Source organism: Pseudomonas entomophila, assembly GCF_029193575.1.
GTDB lineage: Bacteria > Pseudomonadota > Gammaproteobacteria > Pseudomonadales > Pseudomonadaceae > Aquipseudomonas > Aquipseudomonas entomophila_G.
The window spans coordinates 44,471-65,363 of the sequence record NZ_JARGCS010000025.1; the positions used below are offsets into that span (position 1 = coordinate 44,471).

Consider the following 20,893-nt stretch of genomic DNA (forward strand, 5'->3'; position numbering starts at 1 on the left):
GGTAGAAGCTGCCGGGGGGATGTGCTGCCTGTGCCGGTCCTATCGCGGGGCAAGCCCACTCCTACAGGTTCTATGCAGGCCCTTGTAGGAGCGGGCTTGCCCCGCGATAGGGCCGGCACAGCCCCATGAACTCAGCTGGCGGAAGGCTCCGTCAACACCTGCCACAGCGACGGCGCCCCTGCCGACTTGGCAATCGCCGCCAAGCGCTCGGCATGCGCCTCCAGTTCCTCGGCCGAGGCCAGGATCACCGGCCCCGGCTGCCGCCCGACGATCCGTCGGATTTCGCTGCCACCCCCTGGCCCGCCTTCCTCTTCGCCGCCATGCCCGGCCAGCGACAGGCTGGTCTGGCCGCCGGTCATCGCCAGGTAGACGTCGGCCAGCAGTTCCGAGTCGAGCAATGCGCCGTGCAGGTCACGGCCGGAGTTGTCGATGCCGTAGCGTTTGCACAAGGCGTCGAGGCTGTTGCGCTGACCCGGGTGGCGGGCCCTGGCCATCATCAGGGTGTCGAGGATGGTGCAGTGCTGGGAGATATCGGCGCGGTCGTGTTGGCCCAGCAGGGCGAACTCGTTGTTGATGAAACCCACGTCGAACGCCGCGTTGTGGATGACCAACTGCGCGCCCTGGATGTACTCGAAGAATTCCTCGGCCACATCGCCGAAACGTGGCTTGCCAACCAGGAAGGCATCGGTGATGCCGTGCACGCCGATCGCGCCCTCGTCGCTCTCGCGGTCCGGTTGCAGGTAGACGTGGAAGTTGCGCCCGGTCAGGCGCCGGCCGATGACCTCGACGCAACCGATCTCGATGATCCGGTGGCCTTCGCTGACCGGCATGCCGGTGGTTTCGGTATCGAGGACGATCAGCCTGGTGTTCTGCTGCTGCTCCACGCGGGGGCTCCAACTGACATCTGGGGAAAGGGGCGGAGTATACCTCAGCTGGCGCGCAAGGGGCCGCTTAGCAGCCCCGGCGTGGCGCAAGGCCCGACTTCAGCGCTTACCGCGCACCTCATCGACGCCACGGTTGGCCAACTGGTCGGCGCGTTCGTTGCCCGGATGGCCAATGTGCCCACGCACCCACTTCCAGGTGACCTTGTGACGGTTGACCTGCTCATCGAGCTGCTGCCACAGGTCGGCGTTCTTCACCGGCTCCTTGGCGGCGGTCTTCCAGCCACGCTTCTTCCAGTTGGTCATCCATTCGGTGATGCCTTTCATCACATACTGGGAATCGGTGGTCAACACCACCTCGCACTCACGCGTGAGGGCCATCAGGGCGCAGATGGCCGCCATCAGTTCCATGCGATTGTTGGTGGTATCGCGCTCGCCGCCCCACAATTCCTTTTCGACGCCTTTGTAGACGATCAGGGCGCCCCAGCCACCCAGGCCGGGATTGCCCTTGCAGGCACCATCGGTGTAGATCTCGACGCTCTCGCTCATGTACCGCCTTCGTTCGCTTGCAGGTTATCGACCGCGGACGGGTCAGGGCTCGCTGGGCCGGCGGTTGACCTTGGCCAGCGGCAAGGGCAGCAGCTTGCCCATCGGCTCGCGGCGCTCCAGGCGCAACGGCCGCAGCCCCACCACCATCTTGCGCGCGACCAGCAGGTAGACCCCGCCACCGGCGGTTTGCCAGCCCCCGGCCATCCGCTCCCAGCCGGCCAGGCGTTGTTGCCAGACCGGCGAGGCAAGCGGCGGACGATAGCACCCGAAGCGGCGTTTCTCCAGCGCGAAGCCCAACAGGTTGAGCCAGTCGCCCACCCGCGACGGCGAGATGCAGCGCGCCTTGCGCAAGGCGCCGCGGCCGAAGAAATGACGCATGCCCCAACCGCTCCAGGGGTTGATGCCGACGATCAGCAGGTGCCCGCCAGGGCGCACCGCGCTGGCCGCCTCGCGCAACAGCCCGTGGGGCGACAGGCTGAAGTCCAGGCCGTGCTGCAACACCACCACGTCGGCGGCGTGCTCGGACAACGGCCAGGCCTGCTCCTCGCAGACGATCTCAACCCCCGGCAGCGGTGCGCCCAGGCGCACGTTGCGCTGCACCTGCGGCGCATGGGGCGGCGCCTCGGCACAGGGGCCGTAGTGCACCAGGAAGCCGCCGAAGAAACGGCCCAGTTCCTCGGCGAGCAGTTGTTCTTCTTCCTTGAGTATCAATTGCCCGAGCGGCCCGCTGAACCAGTCGCGGGCCAGGCGGATCAGCTCGACCCACTCGGGGTCGGCCTGGGCAAAGGCTTGGTCGGTCATTGCGCTCTCCCTCGAAGGTTTCTCCCGCCGCGCCATCGCGGCTAAGATGCCTTCATGTGCCACGCGTGGCGATACGGATCCGCACCATGATACAGATCGATGCCCTCCCCGCTTTTTCCGACAATTACATCTGGTTGTTACAGGATACTGCCAAAAAGCGCTGCGCGGTGGTCGACCCTGGCGATGCCACGCCCGTGCTCCAGTGGCTCGACAGCAACCGCGGCTGGGTGCTGCAGGACATCCTCGTCACCCACCACCACAATGACCATGTCGGTGGCGTGCAGGCCCTGAAACAGGCGACCGGCGCACGGGTCTGTGGGCCGGCCGGTGAAACCATCCCCTGCCGCGACCTGGCCCTGGACGACGACCAGACGATCAGCGTGCTGGGCTTGGACTTCCAGGTGTTCGCCGTGCCCGGCCATACCCTGGGCCACATCGCCTATTACACTGCGCAATCGCCCACGCCGCTACTGTTCAGTGGCGATACCCTGTTCGCCGCCGGCTGTGGCCGCTTGTTCGAGGGCACACCCGAACAGATGCACGCCTCCCTGCAACGCCTGGCCGCTCTGCCCGCGCAAACCGAGGTGTATTGCGCCCACGAATACACCTTGAGCAACCTGCGATTCGCCAAGGCCGTGGAGCCGGAAAACCCTCAAGTTGCCCAGCGTTTCGCCGACGTTACCGACGCTCGAGAGCATAATCGCATCACGCTACCCTCCACCATCGGCATCGAGCGCCTCACCAACCCGTTCCTGCGCACCGCTGAAATATCGGTGAAACAAAAAGCAGACGAATGGAAGGGGCATTCAAACGACAGCCAAGCCGCTGTTTTTGCTGCCTTGAGGTCTTGGAAAGACCGCTTCTGATAACCTCAAGATATATCGCACGTTCACGTCAAAGGTTGACCCGGCCGGGGCCGGTTTCTAGAATCGCCGAAATTTTTTGCCCGGAAACCACCCTCAGCCGATGTCTTCCCGTAGCCGCAGAACCGCTCACTCCGTCGCCCTGACGCGCCTGGCCCAAATCAGTGCGCTGGCCCTGGCCGCCACCCTGGTGGGCTGCCAGAGCACCCGTCAGCTCGACGATGCCGAAAGCGTTCGCGCGCACAACTACCAGGCGCGGATCAAGCACAAGCCCGCGCCGCTGGTGATCAAGCCGGTCGAGCAAGCGCCACAGGACGTCTGGGAACGCATGCGCTCAGGCTTCGCCCTGCAAGACAGCATCGACGTCAACCCGCGCATCGAGCAGCAACGCCTGTGGTTCGCCAGCAACCCCTCGTTCCTGGAGAACGCCGGCGAGCGTGGCAGCCTCTACCTGCACTACATCGTCGAACGCCTCGAAGAGCGCGACATGCCGCTGGAGCTGGCGCTGCTGCCGGCGATCGAGAGCGCCTACAACCCGATGGCCTATTCCCGCGCCCACGCGGTCGGCCTGTGGCAGTTCATCCCGTCCACCGGGCGCCACTTCAACCTGCGCCAGACCAACTTCTACGACGGTCGCCGCGACATCACCGCCTCGACCAATGCCGCGCTGGACTACCTGACCCGCCTGCACGACATGTTCAACGGCGACTGGCTGCTGGCCCTGGCCGCCTACAACGCTGGCGAAGGCACCGTCAGCCGGGCGATCGAGCGCAACGAGCGGCTCGGCCTGCCGACCGACTACTGGAACCTGCCGCTGCCCCAGGAAACCCGCGACTATGTGCCCAAGCTGCTGGCCCTGTCGCAGGTGGTGATGACCCCGCAGGCCTACGGCGTGAACCTCAGCCCGATCGCCAACGAACCTTATTTCGAAGCCGTCGCGATCAACGACCGCCTGGACCTGTCGCGGGTCGCGGCGCTGGCCGATATCGACGAAGACGAGCTGATCCAGCTCAACCCCGCCTTCAAGAAACGCATGACCGTCGACGGCCCGCAGCAGCTGCTGGTGCCGACCGCCAAGGCGCAGTTGCTGTCCAGCAGCCTGTCCAACCTCAAGCCCGAGGAGCTGGTCAGCCTGCAACCGAAGAAGGCTGTGTTCGAGGCCGCCCTGGCCGAAGCCAAGGCCCCGGCCGCTTCACGCAACTACAAGGTCAGGCGCGGCGACAACCTGGGCAGCATCGCCAAGGCCAACCGCGTGGCGGTCAAGGACATCCAGCGCTGGAACCGCCTCTCCGGCAGCAGCCTCAAGGTCGGCCAGGTGCTGGCCCTGCGTGGCGGCGATGCGCCGAGCGCGGCGGCCAACCGGGTGGCCGCCGCCAAGCAGCGCTCGACCCAGTACAAGGTGCGCAAGGGTGATTCCTACTACCTGGTGGCCAAGCGCTTCAACGTCGAGATGCAGCACCTCAAGCGCTGGAACCCGCGCAGTGGCCATGCGCTGAAACCAGGGCAGACGCTGACCGTCTACCTGTCGCATTGAGGCGACTCCATCGCGGGGCCAGCCCGCGCCTGCAAGTACAGTTGTACCTGTAGGCGCGGGCTGGCCCCGCGATGATTTGCGAACCCGCTTCCCGCCACGCCACGTACCCTTTTTCCATCCCAGACAAGCTGTTACTGTACCCCGGACTAAGCCCAATGCCGCCTGGACCGGATCGCCGACTTGATACGACCCCTCCTCCTGTCTCTGACCCTGGCCTTGAGCTTCCCCGCAGCCGCGACGGTGAGCGAAAGCCACGGCTACGCGCAGTTCGGCACGCTCAGGTACCCAGCCACCTTCACCCACTTCGATTGGGTCAACCCGCAAGCGCCCAAAGGCGGCACCTTGCGGGCCATGGCGTTTGGCACCTTCGACACTCTGAACCCCTACACCTTCAAGGGCAGCAGCCCGATCAGCACGCCCAACTTCCAGCAGTACGGCGTGAGCGAGCTGAACGAGCCGCTGATGGTCGGCACCGGCCAGTACGACCCCTCCGGTGACGAGTCCACCTCCAGCTATGGCCTGATCGCCCGCTCGGTGGAATACAGCGAAGACCGCAGCTGGGTGGTGTTCAACCTGCGCCCGGAAGCGCGCTTCCACGACGGCCACCCGATCACCTCGGCCGACGTCGCCTTCTCCTACCGCACCCTGCTCAAGGAAGGCCACCCGATCTACCGCACCAACCTGCAGGAAGTGCAGCGCGTCGACATCCTCGGCCCACTGCGTATCCGCTTCGTCTTCAAGCGCGCCGGCAACCCGCTGCTGATCCTGCGCCTGGGCGAGATGCCGGTATTGCCCAAGCACTACTGGCAAGGCCGCGACTTCAAGGCCACCACCTTCGAGCCGCCGCTGGGCAGCGGCCCCTACCGCATCACCGAGGTGCAGCCCGGCCGGCGCGTGGTGTTCGAGCGGGTGAAGCACTACTGGGGCAAGGACCTGGCGGTGAATCGCGGCAAGTACAACTACGACCGCGTCGAATACGAGTTCTACCGCGACGCCGTGGTGGCCTTCGAAGCGTTCAAGGCCGGTGAGTTCGACATCTATATCGAGCACCAGGCCAAGAACTGGGCCAACGGCTACAACTTCCCGGCGGTGCGCCGTGGCGAGGTGATCAAGGCGCAGATCCCGCACCGCATCCCCACCCAGACCCAGGGCCTGTTCATGAACACCCGCCGTGCCACCTTCGCCGAGCCGAAGGTGCGCCAGGCGCTCGGCCTGCTGCTCGACTTCGAGTGGACCAACCGTGCGCTGTTCAGCAGCGCCTACCGCCGCACCACCAGCTACTACCCCAACAGCGAGTTCACCGCCAGCGGCCTGCCCACCGGCAAGGAATGGCTGCTGCTGGCGCCGTTGCGCGAACAGCTGCCCGCCGAGCTGTTCACCGAGCCGTACAGCGTCAGCCAGACCGACGGACGCGGCATCGACCGCCAGACCCTGCGCCAGGCCCTGGCGCTGTTCGCCCAGGCCGGCTGGAAGCTCGACGGCCAACGCCTGGTCGACGCCAAGGGCCGCCAATTGCGCCTGGAGCTGTTGTTGGTCAACCCGAACCTGGAACGCATCCTCCAGCCCTATGTCGAAAACCTCGCCAGCGTCGGCATCGACGCACGCCTGCGCACCGTCGACCGCGCCCAGTACAAACAACGGCTGGACCAGTTCGATTTCGACATGATCCTCATTACCCTGAACCAGACCCTGAGCCCGGGCCTGGAACAGTGGCTGTATTTCCACTCCAGCCAGGCCGGGGTCAAGGGCAGCAAGAACTACGCCGGGGTCAAGGACCCGGTGGTCGACCACCTGCTCGACACCCTGCTCGCCGCCCGCACCCGCGACGACCAGGTCGCCGCCGCCCGTGCCCTCGACCGGGTGCTGTCGTGGCACTACTACATGATCCCCAACTGGTACCTCGACAATCACCGCCTGGCCTACCGCAACCGGTTCGCCTTCGTCACCACGCCGCCCTATACACTGGGCCTGAACAGCTGGTGGCTAAAGACTTCGGAGAAAGCCAAATGATGCCGATGCACCGCCTGGCCTACGGCCTGTTGCTCGCCTGCCTGAGCCTGCCCGCGCTGGCCGCGCCGCAACACGCCCTGACCCTCTACGACGAGCCGCCCAAGTACCCGGCGACCTTCAAGCACTTCGACTACGTCAACCCCGACGCCCCCAAGGGCGGCACGTTCCGCCAGTCACTGTTCGGCGGCTTCGACAGCCTCAACCCCTTCATCAGCAAAGGCGTGCCCCCCGACGACATCGGCCTGATCTACGACACGCTGATGCGCCAGAGCCTCGATGAGCCGTTCACCGAGTACGGCTTGGTCGCCGGCAAGATCGAAAAGGCCCCCGACAACAGCTGGGTACGCTTCTACCTGCGCCCCGAGGCACGCTTCCACGACGGCCACCCGATGCGCGCCGACGACGTGGTGTTCACCTTCAACACCCTCATGGAGAAAGGCGCCCCGCTGTACCGTGGCTACTACGGCGACGTCGCCGAAGTGGTCGCCGAGACCCCACTGACCGTGCGGTTCACGTTCAAGCACAAGAACAACCGCGAGCTGCCGCTGATCCTCGGCCAACTGCCGGTGCTGCCCAAGCACTGGTGGGAGGGCCGCGACTTCACCCGCGGCAACCTGGAAGTGCCGCTGGGCAGCGGCCCCTACCGCATCGCCGACGTCAAGGCCGGCCGCTCGATCCGCTTCGAGCGGGTCAAGGACTACTGGGCCAAGGACCTGCCGATCAACCGCGGCATGTACAACTTCGATGTCATGAGCTACGACGCCTTCCGCGACAACACCGTCGCCCTCGAAGCACTCAAGGCGGGGCAGTTCGACTTCTGGCAGGAAATGGCCGCGAAGAACTGGGCCAACGCCTACAACGTGCCGGCCGTGCGCGAAGGCCGGTTGATCAAGGAAGAGATCGCCAACGGCAACCCCACCGGCATGCAGGGTTTCATCTTCAACCTGCGCCGCCCGCTGTTCCAGGACGTGCGCGTGCGCGAGGCGCTGAGCCTGCTGCTGGACTACGAGTGGACCAACAAGCAGCTGTTCAACGGTGCCTACACGCGCACCGACAGCTACTTCGAAAACTCCGAGATGGCCGCCACCGGCCTGCCCACGGCCGATGAGCTGAAGATCCTCGAACCGCTGCGCGGCAAGGTCCCCGAGCAGGTGTTCAACGAGGAATTCCGCAACCCCGTCACCGATGCCAGCGGCATGATCCGCGACCAGCAGCGCAAGGCCTACAAGCTGCTGCAGGAAGCTGGCTGGAAGATCGTCGACGACAAGATGGTCGACACCCAGGGCAAGCCGGTGTCGATCGAGTTCCTGCTGGCGCAGACCGAGTTCGAGCGCATCCTGCTGCCGTTCAAGCGCAACCTCGCCGACCTCGGCATCGACCTGACCCTGCGCCGGGTCGACGTGTCGCAGTACATCACCCGCCTGCGCTCGCGCGACTTCGACATGATCGTCGGCAACTTCCCGCAGTCCAACTCGCCCGGCAACGAGCAACGCGAGTTCTGGACCACCGCCGCCGCCGACAAGTCCGGCAGCCGCAACTACATGGGCCTGCGCGACCCGGCCGTCGACCAACTGGTGGAGGCGCTGATCAACGCCGACTCGCGCCAGAGCCTGGTGGCCCACACCCGCGCCCTCGACCGCGTGCTGCTGTGGGGCTACTACGTGATCCCCAACTGGCACATCAAGACCTGGCGCGTGGCCTACTGGAACCACCTCGGCCACCCCAAGGTCTCGCCCAAGTACGACATCGGCGTGAACACCTGGTGGATCAAGCCCGACGTCACCCCGGCGGTGAGCGAGCGGCCCGCGCCACTCGTGGACGAGGGGAACTGACATGCTGGCCTATATCCTGCGGCGCCTGCTGCTGATCATTCCCACCCTGTTCGGCATCCTGATCATCAACTTCGTCATCATCCAGGCCGCCCCCGGCGGGCCGGTGGAGCAGATGATCGCCAAGCTCGAAGGCTTCGAGGGCGCCACCAGCCGCATCGCCGGCGGCGGCGCCGAGGTCTCGGTGGCCGGCTCCAACTACCGCGGCGCCCAGGGCCTGGACCCGGCCCTGATCGCCGAGATCGAGCGCATGTACGGTTTCGACAAGTCGGCGCCGGAGCGCTTGTGGATCATGGTCAAGAACTACGCCCAGCTGGATTTCGGCAACAGCTTCTTCCGTGACGCCCAGGTCATCGACCTGATCGCCGAAAAGCTGCCCGTGTCGATCTCCCTGGGGCTGTGGAGCACGCTGATCATGTACCTGGTGTCGATCCCGCTGGGCATCGCCAAGGCGGTGCGCCATGGCAGCCACTTCGACGTCTGGACCAGCTCGGCGATCATCGTCGGCTATGCCATTCCCGCGTTCCTGTTCGCCATTCTGCTGATCGTGCTGTTCGCCGGCGGCAGCTACTTCGACTGGTTCCCGCTGAGGGGCCTGACCTCGAACAACTTCGAGGAGCTGTCGACCACCGGCAAGGTGCTGGACTACTTCTGGCACCTGGTGCTGCCGATCACCGCGCTGGTGATCGGCAACTTCGCCACCATGACCCTGCTGACCAAGAACAGCTTCCTCGACGAGATCAACAAGCAGTACGTGGTCACCGCCAAGGCCAAGGGCCTGAGCCGGCCACGGGTGCTGTACGGCCATGTGTTCCGCAACGCCATGCTGCTGGTGATCGCCGGCTTCCCCTCGGCGTTCATCGGCATCTTCTTCACCGGCTCCCTGCTCATCGAGGTGATCTTCTCGCTCGACGGCCTGGGCCTGATGAGCTTCGAAGCGGCGATCAACCGCGACTACCCGGTGGTGTTCGGCACCTTGTTCATCTTCACCCTGTTGGGGCTGGTGGTGAAACTGATCGGCGACCTCACCTACACCTTGGTCGACCCGCGTATCGACTTCGCCAGCCGGGAGCACTGACATGGCCCTCTCTCCCCTGAACCGCCGGCGCTTCGAGCGCTTCAAGGCCAACCGCCGTGGCTGGTGGTCGCTGTGGATCTTCCTGGTGCTGTTCGGCCTGAGCCTGGGCGCCGAACTGATCGCCAACGACAAGCCGATTGCCGTGCGCTACGACGGCGAGTGGTACTTCCCGGCGTTCAAGCGCTACCCCGAGACCACCTTCGGCGGCGAGTTCCCGCTGGAGGCCAACTACAAGAGCCCGTACATCCGCGAGCTGCTGGCCAGCAAGGACAGCTTCGTGCTGTGGGCGCCGATCCCGTACAGCTACCAAAGCATCAACTACGACCTCAAGGTGCCCGCCCCCGCGCCGCCCTCGGCAGACAATCTGCTCGGCACCGACGACCAGGGCCGCGACGTGCTGGCCCGAGTGATCTACGGCTTCCGCGTCTCGGTGTTGTTCGCCCTGACGCTGACCGTGCTCAGTTCCATCGTCGGCGTCATCGCTGGCGCCCTGCAGGGCTTCTACGGCGGCTGGGTGGACCTCGCCGGCCAGCGCTTCCTGGAGATCTGGTCGGGCCTGCCGGTGCTGTACCTGCTGATCATCCTCGCCAGCTTCGTGCAGCCGAACTTCTGGTGGTTGCTGGGCATGATGCTGCTGTTCTCGTGGATGAGCCTGGTGGATGTGGTGCGCGCCGAGTTCCTGCGCGGGCGCAACCTCGAGTACGTGCGCGCCGCCCGCGCCCTGGGCATGCGCAACGGCCCGATCATGTACCGGCACATCCTGCCCAACGCGATGATCTCGACCATGACCTTCATGCCGTTCATCCTGACCGGCGCCATCGGCACCCTCACCGCCCTGGACTTCCTCGGCTTCGGCCTGCCCGCCGGCTCGCCGTCGCTGGGCGAGCTGGTCGCCCAGGGCAAGGCCAACCTGCAAGCCCCCTGGCTGGGCATCAGCGCCTTCGCCGTGCTCGCGGTGATGCTGAGCCTGCTGGTGTTCATCGGCGAATCCGCCCGCGATGCCTTCGACCCGAGGAAATGACATGAGCCAAGACACTTTGATCGAAGTCCGCGACCTGGCGGTGGAGTTCGTCACGGGCGAGCAGGTCAACCGCGTGGTCGACGGCATCAGCTTCGACATCCGCAAGGGCGAGACCCTGGCCTTGGTCGGCGAGAGCGGCTCGGGCAAGTCGGTCACCGCCCACTCGATCCTGCGCCTGCTGCCCTACCCCCTGGCGCGCCACCCTAGCGGCACCATCCAGTACGACGGCAAGGACCTGCTGCACCTGGGCGAGAAGCCCATGCAGCGCATTCGCGGCAACCGCATCGCGATGATCTTCCAGGAGCCGATGACCTCGCTGAACCCGCTGCATTGCATCGAGAAGCAGATCAACGAAATCCTCCTGCTGCACAAGGGCCTCACCGGCAAGGCCGCCACCGCCCGCACCCTGGAGTTGCTGGAGCTGGTCGGCATCCCTGAGCCAAAGAAACGCCTCAAGGCCCTGCCCCACGAACTTTCCGGCGGCCAGCGCCAGCGGGTGATGATCGCCATGGCCCTGGCCAACGAGCCCGAGCTGCTGATCGCCGACGAGCCCACCACCGCGCTCGACGTGACCGTGCAGTTGAAGATCCTCGACCTGCTCAAGTCGCTGCAGGCGCGCTTGGGCATGGCGCTGCTGCTGATCAGCCACGACCTCAACCTGGTGCGGCGCATCGCCCACCGCGTGTGCGTGATGCAGTGCGGGAAGATCGTCGAGCAGGCCGACTGCGCCACCCTGTTCAAGCAGCCCAAGCACCCCTATACGCAGATGCTGATCAACGCCGAGCCCAGCGGCTTGCCGGCGGACAACAGCGTGGGCGCGCCGTTGCTGGAGGTGAATGACCTGCGGGTGTGGTTCCCGATCAAGAAGGGCTTGCTGCGCCGTACCGTCGACCATGTGAAGGCGGTGGATGGCATCAACTTCAGCCTGCCCCAGGGGCAGACGCTGGGGATCGTCGGTGAAAGCGGGTCGGGCAAGTCGACCCTGGGGCTGGCGATTCTGCGCTTGATTTCCAGCCAGGGCGGCATCCGCTTCCATGGGCAGGACCTCGAAGGGCTGAACCAGAAGCAGGTGCGGCCGTTGCGCCGGGAAATGCAGGTGGTGTTCCAAGACCCGTTCGGCAGCCTGAGCCCGCGGATGTGCGTGCACGATATCGTCGGCGAAGGGTTGCGGATTCACCGGATCGGCACGCCCGAGGAGCAGGAGAAGGCGATTATCGCGGCGCTGGAGGAAGTGGGGCTGGACCCGCGCACGCGGCACCGGTACCCGCATGAATTCTCTGGCGGGCAGCGCCAGCGCATCGCGATTGCGCGGGCGTTGGTGTTGAAGCCGGCGTTGATCTTGCTGGATGAGCCGACATCGGCGCTGGACCGCACGGTGCAGCGGCAAGTGGTGGAGTTGCTGCGCTCGTTGCAGCGCAAGTACAACCTGACGTACCTGTTCATCAGCCATGACTTGGCGGTGGTGAAGGCGTTGAGTCACCAGTTGATGGTGATCAAGCATGGGCATGTGGTGGAACAAGGGGACGCGCAGGGGATCTTCCACGCGCCGCAGCATCCGTATACGCGGCAGTTGTTGGAGGCGGCGTTCCTGGAGGTGGAGGCCAATACCTAGGGCATTTCCGCGATCGCGGACGGCGGGGGCCAGCCGCGAATCGTGGATTGGAACCGGCAACCGAACGGCGCCAAAAACTCAGAATTAACCCCTTTCTTGTAGTCCATTTCCCAAACATACTCCTGCCGCCTTTTTTCCGTTGCGACTGCTCTGGGGGCGCTCTAGTCTCGGTGGGTCGCTGAACACAGCGACCGGCTTTGACGGGCCGCACGGGAATATGGGGCATTGCATGGCCTAAATGGTGGCTGTGCATGGGGCACGCTCGCGTGCGCCGGTCTTCCTGTATTCCGCCGGTCTGTCAACCCATGCACAGCTGCCACCCACCTGTTTGACAGCAGGTCGTGGAGGCAGCCCTCCAAGGAATACAGGAGCTGTCATGCTAAAAATCGTCCCCGACCCACCCCACAATCACCACGCCCTCGAAGAAACCCTCATCCAGGCCACCGAATACGCCTTGTGCGCACAAGCCGTGGCCTATCAGGCTGCTCTGCTACAGCCCAAATCCCCCGCCTCGCTTTTAGTCCTGGCCTCGATGCATGAGATGGAGGCCTTGCGTGTGCTGCTGGAGTCGGCGTTGATCCAGGTGCAGATGCCGCAGGGGCAACGGACGCAGCATTAGGCGCGTCATGGGTTGTCTGTTCCGGCGCTATCGCGGGGCAAGCCCGCGAGAGCGCCGGAACAGACCGCGAACATTTCAGGGAGATCAAACGATGAGCACAGACGACACCAAGCCCCACCTGACACCAGGGAAAACCAAGTTCTACCAAGGCCCGAACCAGACGTATCCATTGTTTTGCATCGAGCCGGGCATACCCTGCCAGCATGCACGTGAGCAGGCATCGGAGTTGATGGGGTATGTGCGTGAGCTGACCATCCTCGGCGTGATGGAGGACAACCCACAGCTGGTGTGGGCCTCGCATTACCTGAGCGCGCTGGCCAAGGCGCTGATGGATGATGCCGAGCTGGGGATGATGCATTGAGGGTGAATGGCACGGGCGAAGACCGTGATCGCGGGGCAAGCCCACAGGGGTAAGACTGCCCTTCCCCAGCCCAGGGAAGGGCATCGACGAGCGTTACTTCTTGGCCTGGCTCAGGCGGCTGTATAGGTCGGTCGGGAACGGCTTGCCGTTGGCATCGAACTGGTACTTGCGGAACTCGTAGGTCTCGGCCTCGGACAGGTAACCGTCGTGGTCGGCATCGATCGCCTCGAACTCGGCATTGGCGCCCGGCGCCACGGCCAGCAGTTCGGCGCGCGAGACACGGCCATCATGGCACGGGCTGCGCCCAAACCCGCTCATGCCTTTACCCCGCAACCACACACCCAATGACCACCCCCGCAAGCCCCAGCACACACAGCACGCCTACGGCATAACTCAACGTCCGCCACGGCTGCAGACGGGCCAGGTAGGTCAAGGTATGCACCAACCGGGCAGCGGTGAACACAACGCTCAGGCACAAGGTCACGCCCGCAGGCGCCTCCAGCGCGACAGCCAACCCGGCCAGCGCGACGAACATCGGGATGTTCTCCAGGTCATTGCGCCAGGCCTGCTCGGCGCGGGCCACCTCTGGCCTTTCCGTAGGGTGGGCCGGCCGCTTGAACACAGCAGCATCCTCCGGGTTCATGAACGTCAGGAAGCGCAGTCGGTAATAACCCTGGTAGCAGGAGATCGCCAACATCTTGCCAAACAGCACCACCACGCAGCAGGCATACACCGACAGTGCGCTGCTCATCCCGCACGCCTTGCCGCAAACCCCTTGACCACGATGTACAGCAGCGGCCCCACCGAAACGAATACCGCAGTCACCAGCAGGTAGGGCACCACGCCCAACCATGTGCCGCCGCGTGCGCGGTGGTCGTTGGCCATCCACACACAGGCCAGCACCGCCATGACATACAGGTCGATCACCACTTGCGCCGTGTCGGGCCGTGCCATCAGCGCCAGGCCGAACGCGACCAGTGACTGTTGGGCAATGGTCATCGTCCAGCCGGTATACAGCGAGAAGATCAACAAAACGGGTAACGCCACATGCTCGGCTTTCATCATGCGCTCCTGGGCAGGTCGTTTGCCCACGGTAGTGCTAGAGTCGTCCCCGCCTCAATGACCTCACAGGTCATGGACGCTTCACCCAAGGACAGCCAGAGTCGAAGCATGAGCCCGCCCTCCTTCCACCCCGCCCACCCACCCGTCCACGCCAGCGCCGGCAACCACCTGCGCCGCCTTCGCCGCCAAGCTGGGCTCAGCCAGCTCGACCTGGCATTGCTCGCCGGCATTTCGCAACGTCACCTGAGCTGTGTGGAAACCGGCCGCGCCAAGGCCAGCCCAAGCACCCTGCATGCCCTGCTCCAGGCCCTGGACGCACCGCTCGAGCAGTGCAACGAGGTGTTCCTCGCCGCAGGCTTCGCACCACGCTACAGCGCATGCGCCCCAGACGCGCCTGCGCTGAAGATGGTGCAGGGTGCGCTGGAACACATCCTGCGGGCCAACAACCCCGCGCCGGCCATCGTCATCAGCAGCGATTGGGACATCACCGCCGCCAACACCAGCGCAGGCCTGTTGTTCGCCCTGGCGGGCGTACCGGCCGTTGGCCAGTCGAGGCTGAACCTGCTGGACACACTGCTGCGCCCCGGTGGGCTGGGGGATCACCTGGTCAATGCCGACGAAATCCGCGCGATCGCCTGGCAGCGTGCGGCCAGGGAGGCGCTGGGTAACCCGGCGCTGGCCCAGCGGCTGCAAGGGTTGCCAGCCACGCCCACCCTGCCGCTGGACCTGCCGCCATCCCCTGTGGTGGTGACCCGCGTGCGTACCAGAGAAGGTGAATTGAAGTTTCTGTCGACCTTCACCACCTTCGGCATGCCGTTGGACATCACGGTGGCTTCGTTGCGGATCGAGCACCTGGTTCCGGCTGACGATCAAACCTGGCGGACGATGGCGGCGGCTTATGAGCAATGGCTGGCAGCGCACGGGTGAGCCTGTGGCTAAGCATTGCCCAGGCGAGGCGGTTAGACTGGCCCCTCTTCAAGGACTGAACAAGCGCAGGCGGCCGTTTCGCCAACGACTGCGCGCGCCCTGCCACGACAAGGACGTGATCAACATGAATACCCTCGACCGCGCTTTACTTGCCCTGGGCCTAGTGATTCCACTGTGGCTGTGCACCGGCGTCGCACTGACTGCGCTGGCATACCCGGGTTATAGCCACCTGGAACAGGCCATGAGCCAACTAGGGGCCGTGGGCGCTCCCACCCACGGCTTTTCCGCCTGGGTCAACAACTACCCGCTGGGCGTCCTGTTCGTGCTCTTCGCGCTTGGCGTGGCGCGGCGCTTCGCAGACTCGCCCTTGGCCCTGCTGAGTGCAGCGCTGATCCTGCTACACGGCCTGGCGAGCTTCGCCACCGGATACTTCGCCTGCGACCAGGGATGCGCGCCAGCACAACCCAGCGCCTCGCAACAGCTCCACAACCTTGCCGGGTGGGTGATGTTCGTCTCGGTGACGGTGGCATGCGCGCTGTGGGGATTGTTGGGGAAACGAATGCTGGCGTCTCGTGCTTTCGGGCTGTTCTCGGTGGCATGTGTGGTCCTGTCTATCGCTACGGTTGCGATGATGGCGAGGGCAATGGCCGATGGGCAGCTGTTCGGTGCGTATCAACGGCTGAACTACACCGTTTCGGTCGTATGGATCGCCGGGCTTGCAGTGTTCAGCTTGGGCGGTAGAGGCGCCTGGCACGGGAGTGGCGCGATAGGGCCGGCACTGACACAACAACAAAATCGAGACACTCCCCCACCTCCAATCTGAAACAAAAAATCGGATTAGGCCTGTTCCTGTCGCAGCGCCGGGCTCATCGGCATCGTACTGGCTGCCGGCGATGATTCTCTGCCCGGGCTTGCCTGCGAAGCAGCCACCGCAATGGCAGGCGCGGGCTCAGCCGGTGTTCGACGCGAATCATCATGAAAAATCACATTGCATTGCTCATGACACGCGCCTGCCCTTGACCGCCAGATACAGCAGCGGCCCCATCGCGAGATTCATTGACCCGCGCTCGGCAAGCGCGCGCGTTGATAGGGCTCTTGCTCAGCGACATACCGATACAACAGGTTCGGCTCACTGACGACCAGAATCTGCCGTCCAGGCCCCAGAGTGACGCCCTCGGCCTGCGGCACGCTCTCGTCCAGTCCATGCAACCCACGCTGCAAATCCAGGTAGCTCAGCGGCGCATAACCGCTGTCGACCTCCACCAGACGCTTGGACTCATGACTGAGCACGAGCAGGTGCCGGGTCTGAAGGTCGTAGTGCAGCGCCGAGATGTCGCTCAAGCGCAAACGCCACAAGACCAAGGCCGACACCTGCGTACGGGGTAGACGCCTGGACGGAGTATCGGCGGTCGGGATGCCATCGACGACTTCGAACAAGCGCATCGGCTGCTTTTCCTGGGAGGCGAACAGCACTGCGCTGTCTGGATCGAAAGCGATGCCCTCCACGCCCCGGTTATTGTCAGCCCGCTCACCCAGTTCGAACGCAGGCAACGCCGCGCGCACGATTGGCTCGGACAATTGCTTGATCGCAAGCCTCACCACCGTCTGGCGCCGTTCCTCGGCGATCAGCAAGTGACCGTTGCCGTCGTAGCTCAAGGCTTCCGGGTCCTCGAAGCCCGGCAGGTCGTAGCGTGCCATTAGCTGGAAACTTTCGCTGTACTCGAACAGCCCGGCGGGGTTGTTCACCAACACGTAATAGCGCTGCCGCTCGGCGACATGGACGATATCCGAAGCATTCGCTTCGATGCCGGGCAATTGCAAACGCTCGACGAACCGGTACTGCCCAAGCCAGATGCTGCGCTGGCGGATAGGTTCGGCGAGGGTATGCCGCTGCCAGAACTGCCCAAGCTGTTCGCCTACCTGCAAATGGGTTACCAGCCATAGCACGCAGCCCAGCACGACGGCCATGCAGCCCCAAGGATAGAGTCGGTTCGAGAGGGTGGGTGTCATTGGGCGTTCCTCGAAGCATGGGAAGACAAGCCCATCGGTATCGATCGGCAGCGCAACAATTGACTGGCGTTAGCCTGGGCGACCGGCTGGCAGTCCAGCGAAGGGGGCAGCGGCGAATCCAGGTCACGCAGTCGCCGCACTAGGTAGAACACAGCGTCCACCGGCAATTGCGGCACCGACTTGGCATGACGGGCCTCGCCAGCACTGTAGAACTCGGCGGAATAGGAACGCCGCCCGAGGTAGAACAGTGGTGCGGGCTGCATCAAGCTCGCACGCTGCCAGGCCAGGACGATCTCGCGCTGGTTCTGCGGGCGCTGGTCCAGGTTGCCCAGCACGATCAGCAGCAAGCCCAGCACTGGCAAGGCCAGGGCAATGGCAACTACCGGACGCTCGGCGATACTGCGGGCACGGACCAGGCTATCGGCCAGCAGCAACGCCCAGGCGGGTAATGCCGGTAGCACGTAGGTCCACAGAATATTGCCGGCCAGGCTGAAGAAGAGCGGGGTCGTCAGCGCCCAGCTCCAGAGGAACAGGTCGAACGCATCGCCATGGGCACTCTTGCGCCGCAGATACAGCACCGGCAGCAACAGGCTCCAGGGAAACAGCGCACCCACGAGGTACAGCCAGATAGTGCCCAAAGGCTTGGCATGGGCGTTGCCGTAAAGATCACCGCTCCACTCGCTGATCACGTAGCGTTTCCAGTGCTCGCCCACCAGGAAGTAGTCAAGAAATCCCGGGGTCTTGATTTCAGCCAGCACATACCACGGCAGCGCGAGCGCCAGCATGATGAACACGCCGCTCAGCCAGGGCAGGCGAGCCAGCTGACGCCATTGCTGCCGGTAGGCGACCCATGCCAGCGCCGGAGCGGCGAACAACACCAGCACCAAAGGCCCCTTGGCCAGCAACCCAAGTCCCAGGCCTGCGAAGCCCAGGCGCGCGGCGCTGGGTTCATTGCGTGCCATGGCGCACCAGAAGCCGACGTAGGCCAACAGCAGGCCAAAGCCCAGGGTCGGGTCTGTCAGTACCACCCCGCTGGCGACCAATCCCAGGGTGCATGAGCTGTAGATGATCGAGGCCAGCACGCCCACGGCAAGGCTGCGCTCGCCCCGGGCCACATGGATGATCAACAGACAACTGAGCACCTGGATCAGCCAGGCGGGCAAGCGCAGCGCGAACTCACTGACACCCAGCCACTGCATGCTTGCCGCCTGGGTCCAGAACGACAGCGGTGGCTTGCCCCAGAACGGCAGCTCATAGGTGAACATGGGTGTGACCCAGTCACCGAGCTCGAGCATCTTGCGCGCCATCTCGCCGTAGCGCGCCTCGGAGGTGTCCATCAGGGGGTAGGCGCCCAAGCCTACCAAGCGCAAGGCCAGCACTGCTACCAGCACGCCCCAGAGCAGCGGCATTCGCAACGGCGTACTCACGGGCGGCCCCCTTGGCGCGCCAACGCGTGCCGGGCGTTAGGGTCGGTGTCTTGCTCCCGCTCGGTCTGCAACAGGTACAACGGACGGCGCTTGACCTCCAGCAGGGTCGCCCCCAGGTACTCGCCGAGCATGGCCACCCCAAGGCACAGCAACCCGGCCACCCCCAGCAGCACGTGCAGCAGCGAAACGCTACCCGCCAAGGTCGCCGCCAGCAGCCAGCCGTTGCAGGTCAGAAAGGTCGACACGCAGGCGATGCTGTACCAGCGCAGCGGTTTGCGGGAGAAGGCCAGCGCCCCTTCCAACGCCAGATCCAGAAGTGCCGGGTAGTTCCACTTGCTCGCACCTGCAACGCGGCCCACGCGGGCGTAGGGCAGTTCGATACTGCGAAAGCCGACCCACCCTACCAGCAGCTTGAATACCCCAACCTGCTCGGGCATCGCCCGAAGGGCCGCCACTGCGGCGGGCCCTATCAGCCTGAAGTCGCTGACCTCCGCTGGCAGGTCGCCCCGCGTCAGCAGCAGACGCATCGTCCGGTAATACAGCGTGGCAGTGAGTCTTTTCAGCCAGCCATCCCCGTCGCGTCGAGTCCTCTGCATGTTCACCACCTCATAACCCTGCAGCCAGTGCTCAACCATCGTGGCGATGAGCTCCGGCGGGTCTTGCAGGTCGGCATCGATGAACACCAGTGCCTGGCCGCGGGCATGATCGAGCCCGGCCCTGAGCGCCGCCTCCTTGCCAAAATTACGGCTCAGGCGCAGGCAGCGGACCCCTGGCTGGGAGCCGAACTGCCGCAGCAGATCGGCGGTTGCGTCAGTGCTGCCATCATCGATATAGAGCAGTTCGCAAGGCACGGGCAGGCGCTTGACGACCCCGGCGATGCGTTGATGGAACGCCTGCAATACCTGTTCTTCCTGATAGCAGGGCACGATGATGCTCAGGCGCGGCTCAGTGTCCGCGACAGGCAAGGGGGAGATCGACATGGCTGTGGGTCCAGTGACGGTGGATGAAGAAAACGACCAAGGCCAGGCTGCCGGTGGTTAGGGCCTGGGCCAGGAATGGGGCGAGGGGGGTTGCGCGCAGGAGCATGGCCATCGCCAGCGCATTGCACAGATTGTGCAACAGGGCGACACAGACGAACTTGCGCGGCTGCAGGCGCCTGCCGCCGCGCCCTGCAAAGCAGGAGCCGCGGGCGAGCAGGAAACTGGTCAGCGCGCCGATTGCCGCGCCAATGACACTGCCCAGCAAGGGTTGCCCCAGTTGCAGGGCCAGCACGAACACCAGTTGGTGCACGAGGGTCGCCAGCATGCCCACGCCGAGGTAGCGTGTCAGGGCAGGCACGATGGCGGCTGGGCGAAGGATCGAGGTCTTGGTCATGCCGGCATGCTAGGCAGCACGCCTGTGAACTGGACGTCACTCCAAGTCACATTCAGGTCACATCCGCTTCGCTAGGTTCTGTACCTGAAGCGATGTCGTCAACATCCCACGCCAGTGAAACCAGAGCGGCGTGGGGTGTTGTACAGAGCCTAACAAGCTTATCTATAACAGCATGGTCGTCCAGATGAACGTGTACTCAGCGTGGTCGATCATCGCTTGACGTGCAGCTTCACCATTTCCACTCAGGATGGCCGAAGTAATCTCATCATGGCTGTAACCGGCGATCTCCTTGGACTTGAGAGGTTTGTGCTCCGTGCCCAGGATGAGCTTGGTCAACAAACCCTGAATTTCGACCTCTTGCCGGGCGAGGCTCGCCGAGCCTGAAATTTCGGCGATCAACGTGTGGTACTTGGCATCGGCAAACCGCACCTCAGGAAATTTGATGCCATGGCTGTCAAACTCAGTGGCGGCCTCTTCGAGCCGTTGCAATTGTCCTCCTGTTGCCCGCCGAGCGGCAAGAAAGCATGCCTCTCCCGCCACGCCACGACGCCAATCCGTTAGGTCCCGAATATCCGCTTTCGAAAGCGGCGCCTGGCGTGCCGCCTCCGCAATGCGTTCGCCGACCTCTTCCGAGACAAAGGTTCCGCCGTTACGACCGCGCACAGTCACGAGAAGACCCACGTCTCGCAGGCCGCTAAGTGCCGCCCTCACCGTCATCAATGCAATCCCGAAACCCTTGGCCAGTTCGGTTTCGGGTGGGAGCTGCTCCCCGGACCGTAGCTCGCCAGTGAAAATTGCCTCGCGGAGTCGGAGCGCCACCAGGTCAGGCGCCGACCTGACGGAAGGAGGGATAGGTGCTAAAAATTTCATTTAACCTCTAGCTTCTATGTGTTATGTTTTGCGCGCAATGCTGCCGTCCTACGCAGCCCTGTGCT

Annotated in this window: 22 protein-coding genes; 11 read left to right on the forward strand and 11 right to left on the reverse strand. The window is 64.4% G+C overall.

Annotation, left to right across the window (positions count from 1 at the left end):
- Nucleotides 1-131 precede the first annotated feature (131 nt).
- The 3 genes from dnaQ to P0Y43_RS12470 form a co-directional block, all read right to left on the reverse strand.
- Complete coding sequence (gene dnaQ, locus P0Y43_RS12460; protein WP_275637569.1) at nucleotides 132-884, reverse strand: DNA polymerase III subunit epsilon; 753 nt, start codon at nucleotides 882-884, stop codon at nucleotides 132-134.
- Between the two features lie 99 nt (nucleotides 885-983).
- On the reverse strand, nucleotides 984-1,430 hold the full coding sequence (rnhA, locus tag P0Y43_RS12465; protein WP_275637570.1) for a ribonuclease HI: 447 nt from the start codon (nucleotides 1,428-1,430) through the stop codon (nucleotides 984-986).
- A 42-nt stretch (nucleotides 1,431-1,472) separates the two neighbouring features.
- Nucleotides 1,473-2,231, reverse strand: coding sequence for a methyltransferase domain-containing protein (locus P0Y43_RS12470; RefSeq protein WP_275637571.1), 759 nt, complete (start codon nucleotides 2,229-2,231; stop codon nucleotides 1,473-1,475).
- An 86-nt stretch (nucleotides 2,232-2,317) separates the two neighbouring features.
- Here P0Y43_RS12470 and gloB point away from each other — a divergent pair, with 86 nt between their 5' ends.
- From gloB to P0Y43_RS12515, 9 genes are all read left to right on the forward strand, one after another.
- Nucleotides 2,318-3,097 carry a hydroxyacylglutathione hydrolase gene (gene gloB, locus P0Y43_RS12475; RefSeq protein ID WP_275637597.1) on the forward strand — a complete coding sequence of 260 codons (780 nt, stop codon included), beginning with the start codon at nucleotides 2,318-2,320 and terminating at the stop codon, nucleotides 3,095-3,097.
- Between the two features lie 100 nt (nucleotides 3,098-3,197).
- On the forward strand, nucleotides 3,198-4,628 hold the full coding sequence (locus P0Y43_RS12480) for a lytic transglycosylase domain-containing protein (protein ID WP_275637572.1): 1,431 nt from the start codon (nucleotides 3,198-3,200) through the stop codon (nucleotides 4,626-4,628).
- A 180-nt stretch (nucleotides 4,629-4,808) separates the two neighbouring features.
- Nucleotides 4,809-6,638: an extracellular solute-binding protein gene (locus tag P0Y43_RS12485; protein WP_275637573.1), complete on the forward strand. Its 1,830-nt coding sequence runs from the start codon at nucleotides 4,809-4,811 to the stop codon at nucleotides 6,636-6,638.
- A complete protein-coding gene (locus tag P0Y43_RS12490) occupies nucleotides 6,635-8,470 on the forward strand; it encodes an extracellular solute-binding protein (RefSeq protein ID WP_275637574.1) in 1,836 nt (611 codons plus the stop codon). Before P0Y43_RS12485 ends, P0Y43_RS12490 begins: the two co-directional genes overlap by 4 nt.
- Before the next feature lies 1 nt (nucleotide 8,471).
- The gene (locus P0Y43_RS12495; protein WP_275637575.1) at nucleotides 8,472-9,545 is read left to right on the forward strand and encodes a microcin C ABC transporter permease YejB; all 1,074 of its coding nucleotides are present in this window, start codon (nucleotides 8,472-8,474) and stop codon (nucleotides 9,543-9,545) included.
- Between the two features lies 1 nt (nucleotide 9,546).
- Nucleotides 9,547-10,566, forward strand: coding sequence for an ABC transporter permease (locus P0Y43_RS12500; protein ID WP_275637576.1), 1,020 nt, complete (start codon nucleotides 9,547-9,549; stop codon nucleotides 10,564-10,566).
- A gap of 1 nt (nucleotide 10,567) precedes the next feature.
- Entirely contained in the window at nucleotides 10,568-12,178 is a 1,611-nt protein-coding gene (locus P0Y43_RS12505; RefSeq protein WP_275637577.1) for an ABC transporter ATP-binding protein, read from the forward strand.
- A gap of 376 nt (nucleotides 12,179-12,554) precedes the next feature.
- Nucleotides 12,555-12,797, forward strand: a complete 243-nt coding sequence (locus tag P0Y43_RS12510; protein WP_275637578.1) for a hypothetical protein — start codon at nucleotides 12,555-12,557, stop codon at nucleotides 12,795-12,797.
- A 91-nt stretch (nucleotides 12,798-12,888) separates the two neighbouring features.
- On the forward strand, nucleotides 12,889-13,158 hold the full coding sequence (locus P0Y43_RS12515; protein ID WP_275637579.1) for a DUF3077 domain-containing protein: 270 nt from the start codon (nucleotides 12,889-12,891) through the stop codon (nucleotides 13,156-13,158).
- A gap of 93 nt (nucleotides 13,159-13,251) precedes the next feature.
- Here P0Y43_RS12515 and P0Y43_RS12520 read toward each other — a convergent pair whose 3' ends face one another.
- Genes P0Y43_RS12520 through P0Y43_RS12530 form a run of 3 tightly spaced genes read right to left on the reverse strand, consistent with a single transcriptional unit; the run spans nucleotide 13,252 to nucleotide 14,220 of the window.
- Nucleotides 13,252-13,476: a hypothetical protein gene (locus P0Y43_RS12520; RefSeq protein WP_275637580.1), complete on the reverse strand. Its 225-nt coding sequence runs from the start codon at nucleotides 13,474-13,476 to the stop codon at nucleotides 13,252-13,254.
- A gap of 4 nt (nucleotides 13,477-13,480) precedes the next feature.
- Nucleotides 13,481-13,909: an MAPEG family protein gene (locus P0Y43_RS12525; RefSeq protein ID WP_275637581.1), complete on the reverse strand. Its 429-nt coding sequence runs from the start codon at nucleotides 13,907-13,909 to the stop codon at nucleotides 13,481-13,483.
- The gene (locus P0Y43_RS12530) at nucleotides 13,906-14,220 is read right to left on the reverse strand and encodes a DUF2834 domain-containing protein (RefSeq protein WP_275637582.1); all 315 of its coding nucleotides are present in this window, start codon (nucleotides 14,218-14,220) and stop codon (nucleotides 13,906-13,908) included. Before P0Y43_RS12530 ends, P0Y43_RS12525 begins: the two co-directional genes overlap by 4 nt.
- A 108-nt stretch (nucleotides 14,221-14,328) precedes the next feature.
- Here P0Y43_RS12530 and P0Y43_RS12535 point away from each other — a divergent pair, with 108 nt between their 5' ends.
- Nucleotides 14,329-15,147, forward strand: coding sequence for a helix-turn-helix domain-containing protein (locus P0Y43_RS12535; protein WP_275637583.1), 819 nt, complete (start codon nucleotides 14,329-14,331; stop codon nucleotides 15,145-15,147).
- A gap of 124 nt (nucleotides 15,148-15,271) precedes the next feature.
- Nucleotides 15,272-15,970: a DUF998 domain-containing protein gene (locus P0Y43_RS12540; protein ID WP_275637584.1), complete on the forward strand. Its 699-nt coding sequence runs from the start codon at nucleotides 15,272-15,274 to the stop codon at nucleotides 15,968-15,970.
- Nucleotides 15,971-16,200: 230 nt separating this feature from the next.
- On the opposite strand, the gene P0Y43_RS12545 is transcribed toward P0Y43_RS12540, so the two are convergent.
- The 5 genes from P0Y43_RS12545 to P0Y43_RS12565 form a co-directional block, all read right to left on the reverse strand.
- Nucleotides 16,201-17,157, reverse strand: a complete 957-nt coding sequence (locus tag P0Y43_RS12545) for an SdiA-regulated domain-containing protein (RefSeq protein ID WP_275637585.1) — start codon at nucleotides 17,155-17,157, stop codon at nucleotides 16,201-16,203.
- Nucleotides 17,154-18,584 carry an ArnT family glycosyltransferase gene (locus P0Y43_RS12550; protein ID WP_275637586.1) on the reverse strand — a complete coding sequence of 477 codons (1,431 nt, stop codon included), beginning with the start codon at nucleotides 18,582-18,584 and terminating at the stop codon, nucleotides 17,154-17,156. The genes P0Y43_RS12545 and P0Y43_RS12550 overlap by 4 nt, the downstream gene beginning before the upstream one ends.
- Nucleotides 18,581-19,564 (reverse strand): glycosyltransferase family 2 protein, encoded by a 984-nt coding sequence (locus P0Y43_RS12555; RefSeq protein WP_275637587.1) that lies wholly within the window; start codon nucleotides 19,562-19,564, stop codon nucleotides 18,581-18,583. Before P0Y43_RS12555 ends, P0Y43_RS12550 begins: the two co-directional genes overlap by 4 nt.
- Entirely contained in the window at nucleotides 19,530-19,958 is a 429-nt protein-coding gene (locus P0Y43_RS12560) for a GtrA family protein (protein WP_275637588.1), read from the reverse strand. Before P0Y43_RS12560 ends, P0Y43_RS12555 begins: the two co-directional genes overlap by 35 nt.
- A gap of 162 nt (nucleotides 19,959-20,120) precedes the next feature.
- Nucleotides 20,121-20,828 (reverse strand): FadR/GntR family transcriptional regulator, encoded by a 708-nt coding sequence (locus tag P0Y43_RS12565; protein ID WP_275637589.1) that lies wholly within the window; start codon nucleotides 20,826-20,828, stop codon nucleotides 20,121-20,123.
- Nucleotides 20,829-20,893 lie beyond the last annotated feature (65 nt).